Origin of the sequence: Mesorhizobium sp. M2A.F.Ca.ET.039.01.1.1 (genome assembly GCF_003998035.1) — a bacterium.
In the GTDB taxonomy this organism is placed as follows: Bacteria; Pseudomonadota; Alphaproteobacteria; order Rhizobiales; family Rhizobiaceae; genus Mesorhizobium.
Genome location: NZ_RZRY01000588.1, coordinates 1 through 3,911, shown reverse-complemented (window position 1 = coordinate 3,911; position 3,911 = coordinate 1). Strand labels below are relative to the sequence as shown.

Annotated in this window: 6 protein-coding genes; 1 reads left to right on the top strand and 5 read right to left on the bottom strand. The window is 62.4% G+C overall.

What is annotated here, in order from left to right; all coding sequences use genetic code 11:
* Positions 1–100: 100 nt before the first annotated feature.
* The 5 genes from rplJ to secE form a co-directional block, all read right to left on the bottom strand.
* The gene (gene rplJ / locus EOA24_RS29905; protein WP_126061036.1) at positions 101–619 is read right to left on the bottom strand and encodes a 50S ribosomal protein L10; all 519 of its coding nucleotides are present in this window, start codon (positions 617–619) and stop codon (positions 101–103) included.
* A 368-nt stretch (positions 620–987) separates the two neighbouring features.
* Positions 988–1,686, bottom strand: coding sequence for a 50S ribosomal protein L1 (gene rplA / locus EOA24_RS29900; RefSeq protein WP_126082809.1), 699 nt, complete (start codon positions 1,684–1,686; stop codon positions 988–990).
* Between the two features lie 4 nt (positions 1,687–1,690).
* Positions 1,691–2,119, bottom strand: coding sequence for a 50S ribosomal protein L11 (gene rplK / locus EOA24_RS29895; RefSeq protein ID WP_042642146.1), 429 nt, complete (start codon positions 2,117–2,119; stop codon positions 1,691–1,693).
* A gap of 207 nt (positions 2,120–2,326) precedes the next feature.
* Positions 2,327–2,854: a transcription termination/antitermination protein NusG gene (nusG, locus tag EOA24_RS29890; protein WP_095818149.1), complete on the bottom strand. Its 528-nt coding sequence runs from the start codon at positions 2,852–2,854 to the stop codon at positions 2,327–2,329.
* Between the two features lie 27 nt (positions 2,855–2,881).
* The gene (secE, locus tag EOA24_RS29885) at positions 2,882–3,085 is read right to left on the bottom strand and encodes a preprotein translocase subunit SecE (RefSeq protein ID WP_027170383.1); all 204 of its coding nucleotides are present in this window, start codon (positions 3,083–3,085) and stop codon (positions 2,882–2,884) included.
* A gap of 412 nt (positions 3,086–3,497) precedes the next feature.
* On the opposite strand from secE, the gene EOA24_RS29880 reads away from it, so the two are divergent.
* Positions 3,498–3,911 (top strand): MarR family transcriptional regulator (locus EOA24_RS29880; RefSeq protein ID WP_127410374.1); only part of this gene is annotated, 414 nt, incomplete at its 3' end.

Below are 3,911 nucleotides of genomic sequence, written 5' to 3'. Positions count from 1 at the left end.
CGGTCAGGCTCGAAAGGTCGTCTACGATCTTCGCGAGATCAGCCATTTTGATATTCCTTCAATTGGTTCGAACGTGTGTTGTTGACAGCGAGGAACGGCCTCATGCCGCCTCGTCCTTCCGGGCGTAAGCGCCGATGACACGCGCGACCGAAGCCGCGGGCGCATTGACGATCTGGGCGATCCGGGTTGCCGGCGTAGCGATCATGCCAACCAGCTTGGCGCGCAGCTCGTCGAGCGACGGCATCGTGGCGAGTGCCTTGACACCATCGGCGTTGAGCGAGGTCGAGCCCATCGCGCCGCCGAGAATGATCAGCTTGTCATTCCCTTTGGCGAATTCGGACGCGACCTTCGGCGCCGCAATCGGATCCTCCGAATAAGCGACCAGCGTCTGTCCCTTGAACAGATCGATGATCGATGCGGAGTCCGTGCCCTGAAGAGCGATCTTGGCGAGACGGTTCTTCGCGACTTTGACGGTGCCGCCGGCGGCGCGCATCTTCGACCGAAGGTCGTTCATTTGCGCCACGGTGATACCGGCGTAGTGGGCCACGACGACTGAACCCGCGTTCGAGAACGCATCATTCAGGCCCGTGACGAGTTCGCGCTTTTCCGCTCTGTCCACTGCCTATCTCCAGTTGACCACTGCCTCATTTTCGAGGTCAGAAGTCGGGTTGCCTTTTGCCGGCCGGGCCATCCAAAAACGGATCTCCCGAACGACGCTCGAGGATCCTGCCCCCTTTCGCCACACCGACGGCAAGCCGGCGATGCGCTGACAAAAGGCAAACACGGTTCGAACCTTTCATTGGAGCTTTCGCTCCTTTGTCGGGTCTTCACCCGTCTCATGCAGGCCCACATGAATTAAGGCTGTTGGGCCGCCTGCAATCTCGGACAGGATATCCGGAAACCTTTCGGCTCCCGGGTTACCGGGCCGCCGACGGATCGGCGGTCCGGAATTCTCCATGGGTCGACTCAGGGCCGACCCGACGACACTTACGACGCGGCGAGCGTCGCGATGTCGAGCTTCAGGCCCGGGCCCATCGTCGAGGTGACCGACACCTTCTTGACGTAGTTGCCCTTGGCGCCGGCCGGCTTGGCCCTGTTCACCGCATCGGCGAAGGCGCGGACATTCTCTTCCAGCGCCTTGACGTCGAACGAAACCTTGCCGACGCCGGCCTGGACGATGCCGGCCTTCTCGACGCGGAACTCGACGGCGCCGCCCTTCGAAGCCTTGACGGCCGCAGCCACGTCGGTGGTCACGGTGCCGACCTTCGGGTTCGGCATCATGCCACGCGGGCCGAGCACCTTACCCAGACGGCCGACCAGCGGCATCATGTCCGGCGTGGCGATGCAGCGATCGAAATCGATCGTGCCCTTCTGGACGATGTCGACCAGATCCTCGGCGCCAACGATATCAGCACCGGCGGCCTTTGCTTCCTCAGCCTTGTCGCCACGGGCGAACACGGCGACACGCACGGAACGGCCGGTGCCGTTCGGCAGGTTGACCACGCCGCGGACCATCTGGTCGGCATGGCGCGGATCGACACCGAGATTCATCGAGACCTCGACGGTCTCGTCGAACTTCACCTTGGACCGGTCCTTGAGCAGCTGCAGCGCCTCGGAGAGCGCATAAGCCTTGTTCGGATCGATGCCTTCGCGACTCGCAGCAACACGCTTTGCAATCTTTGCCATGATCTTAGCCCACCACTTCCAGGCCCATCGAGCGGGCGGAGCCCTCGACCATGCGCATGGCCGCCTCGACGTCGTTTGCGTTCAGGTCCTTCATCTTCTGCTCGGCGATCGCGCGCACCTTGTCGCGGCTGATCGTGCCGACCTTGGTCTTGCCCGGCTCCTTGGAGCCCGACTTCAGGTTGGCGGCCTTCTTCAGGAAGTAGCTCACCGGCGGCGTCTTCATGACGAAGGTGAACGACTTGTCCTGGTAGTAGGTGATGACGACCGGGATCGGCGACCCCTTCTCGAGCTCCTGCGTCTGCGCGTTGAACGCCTTGCAGAATTCCATGATGTTGATGCCGCGCTGACCAAGCGCCGGGCCGATCGGGGGCGACGGCGTGGCCGAGCCCGCGGCAACCTGGAGCTTGAGCTGGCCTGCAACTTTCTTAGCCATCTCTATTCCTGCCTTTTCTCATGCCGGCCCATTAGCGGGACACCGGCGGTTGCAGTCTGGTGGTGCGGTTCCGACGGCCGGCTATGCCGTCTTCGCCTCCCACCCGTTCATGCGGCGCCTTAAGCGACCGCCCCGACGCCTTACGGCGCGGATCCCGACGCCTTGCGGCGCGGGTTGTGCCGACGCCTTGCGGCGCGGCTAACCGGATCAGCCCTTTTCGACCTGTCCGAATTCCAGATCGACGGGCACGGCGCGCCCGAAGATCGAAACTTCCACCTTGAGGCGGGCCCGCTCCTCGTCCACTTCCTGGACGACGCCGTTGAACGACGCGAATGGACCATCCGAGACGCGGATCGCCTCGCCGATCTCGAAGGTGACCGAGGGCTTCGGCCGCTCGACGCCTTCCTGGACCTGGTTCAGGATGCGCTGCGCCTCGGTCTCGGTGATCGGCACCGGCTTGGAATCGCCCAGGAAGCCGGTGACCTTCGGCGTGTTCTTGACCAGCGAGAACACGGCGTCCGTCAGGTTGGCCTTCAGGAGCACATAGCCCGGGAAGAACTTGCGCTCTGCATCGACCTTGCGGCCACGGCGGATCTCGACGACCTTCTCGGTCGGCACCACGATCTGCTCGATCTCGCCGGCCAGGCCCTTCTGCTTGGCCTTGTTCTCAATGTCCTCGGCGACCTTCTTCTCGAAGTTCGAATAGGCGTGGACGATATACCAGCGCGCAGTCATTTCCCGACCTCTCCGTAAACCGCCGAATTAATGCCCGAGACCCAGGATCCACTCGATCGCATAGCCCATCAGAATGTCGGCTGCGAAGAAGAAGAGCATCGCGATCACCGCGAACACCAGGACCATCACGGTCGAGATCATGGTTTCGCGCCGCGAAGGCCATGTCACCTTGGCCGTCTCCGCGCGAACCTGCTGGAGAAAGGTGAAGGGATTAGTGGTTTTCGAAGCCATGTGCCGCCTGTTTTTCAAGACCCGTTGGCCGGGCCTCCTGGATGATCCCGCTGGCCGGGACGTGCCGCCTGGGCTCCATGCGGTGCGAATCAGCGCCGCTATTTCACCCACGCAAATCAGACGCGTAAAGCCGGCTTCCCAGCTCCACGCGTCGCGTGTCTGTCTTGTCTACATAAAACCGATTCTTAATCCACGCAAGTGGCAAGGGTCCGCTTTATGTCCTAGCGCCGCCTCGGAACCATCCAGTCGTCCCGTCCCGGCTATGCGGGGCTTATGCCCGAATTTTCCCTATATGGCAAGCTACCCGGCCATTTTCAAATACCGGGCTGGGTTTTGCGTTATGTGGACGCGGCCAGGCGGTATCGCCGCGCATCGCTTGGCATCCATGCCTGTGGCATGCTTTCTTGGAGCGATGACTGAGCCGACGCAAGAACAGGTTGAGCAGCTTACCATTGCCTTCGAACGCTTCACGCGCCGGTTCAAGGTAGCCGAAGCCGTTGCGGCGGCGGAGAACGCACTTAACGCGCTCGACGCTCAGACGCTGGTCTTCATCTGCGACAATGCCGGATGCGGGGCGGCGGACGTCGCCCGCTATCTCGATGTCGCGCCGACGACCATGTCCTCGGCCATCGACAGGCTTGTGCGCAAGGGACTGGTCGAGCGCCGCAGGCCGGAAGAGAACCGCCGGACGGTAGCCCTTACCGCCACGGCAAAGGGCGTGCAGGTGGTCGGCGATCAAAAAGCCGGCTATCGCAACGCCTGCATGGCAATGCTCAGGTCGCTAAACGCCAGCGAACGACAGGAGTTGATCCGCCTTACCGAGAAA

Coding starts and splice junctions, on each gene's coding strand:
- nusG (WP_095818149.1), bottom strand. CDS start 2,854: ATGACTGCGCGCTGGTATATCGTCCACGCCTATTCGAACTTCGAGAAG.
- rplA (WP_126082809.1), bottom strand. CDS start 1,686: ATGGCAAAGATTGCAAAGCGTGTTGCTGCGAGTCGCGAAGGCATCGAT.
- rplK (WP_042642146.1), bottom strand. CDS start 2,119: ATGGCTAAGAAAGTTGCAGGCCAGCTCAAGCTCCAGGTTGCCGCGGGC.
- secE (WP_027170383.1), bottom strand. CDS start 3,085: ATGGCTTCGAAAACCACTAATCCCTTCACCTTTCTCCAGCAGGTTCGC.